Here is a 1,329-nt window from a genome sequence, read left to right on the forward strand (position 1 = left end):
CCACGCGCTCTTCGGCTCGCCCGTCTTCCGCGAGGAGCTCGAGGACGTGGGCGACCCGCTGTTCTGGGCGCCGCTGATCGCGCGGCTCCAGGGATGCCGCATGGAGGAATGCCTGCAGCTCGGGCCCGAGGATTTCGGCTCCGACCGGGGCATTCCCTACATGCGCGTGCGCAACACGATCATCAACGGCGTGAAGACCCTCACCAGCGAGCGGACCGTCCCCGTGCACCCGCAACTGGTCGAGCTGGGCCTCCTGAAACTCGTCGAGCTGCGCCGCAGGCAGGGCCACATCCGGCTCTTCCCCTTCCTCACCCGCGGCAAGTGCAAGGGGACCTTCTCCGCGAACTTCAGCAAGTCCTTCGCCTATTACCGCAGGAAAAACGACATCTACTGGGCGGGCCTCGATTTTCACGCGCTGCGGACGACCTTCCAAAACGACCTCCTGTCCGACGACAAGTCCGACGCGATCCGCTGCCGGCTCATCGGCCATGCACGGACCGACGAGGGCGACCGCTCCTATGGTCAGAGCCTCGGCATTGAAGCGCTCGCCAACCGGCTGCACTCCGTGAAGGTCGATCTCTCGATGGTCCGAAGCCCGTTCCGCGACGAGCCCGAGCGACCGGCCACGTCACGGGCGTCGGCGCAGGGCCTGCGGCTCGTGGGATGAGCCGGCCGCAAAGCGCCGCCGGGGCGGCTCGACCACTCGGCGCCGGGGCGCCCGCCTTCTCGGCGCGCGCCGCTCCGTTCGAGGCCAATTCTCTGGTGAGGCAGCCGCGCGACCGGACGGTTCGGGCCCGCCTCACTGCCAGCCCAGACCGTCCGGATGCGCGGATCAGCGGTCGAAAGGGTCTGGCGGGCGCGGCTCCATCCGCGGTCGGGAGGGCAGGGCGATTGAAGTGGCCGGAGGCGAGCGGCGTGCCGCAACCAGTCGCAGTGGACGAATACGAAGCTGCGGACGAGGGCAAGCGGGGCGGCGGCCGCGGTCGCCGGGAAGATCCTGTGGGCGTTCATGTTTCTGTGCTCCGGTGGCTTCACCACAGGAGCCGGCCCCGAAGCGCGATGCCGCACCAGAAGACACGGCTCCCTCCGTTGCACGATGACATCGGACGCAGGTCCAGGCCTCAACGTGACCCGCGGCGGGGTGCGCCGCGCTCAACGGACGCCCTGCGCCAATTTCTACACGGCAATGGAGGCTTCACGCCCGAGGGATGACGTGGTCCCGAGGCACGCGACCGGCCCCGGTCGATTGACGAACACGATCGGCCTGTTCACGCAGGTGAACTGCCCCATTCGAGTGGTCCAGGTTGATTGTTAATGCATTGCCCTCCT

The 1,329-nt window shown here is 68.1% G+C and carries 1 protein-coding gene; it reads left to right on the top strand.

The genetic code is table 11. The annotated features are described in order from the left end of the window. Nucleotides 1-667: site-specific integrase (locus tag BM162_RS23065; protein WP_500691304.1), on the top strand; the 667-nt coding region annotated here is incomplete at its 5' end. Nucleotides 668-1,329 lie beyond the last annotated feature (662 nt).

The sequence above is a fragment of the Tranquillimonas alkanivorans genome, from assembly GCF_900115595.1.
GTDB lineage: Bacteria > Pseudomonadota > Alphaproteobacteria > Rhodobacterales > Rhodobacteraceae > Tranquillimonas > Tranquillimonas alkanivorans.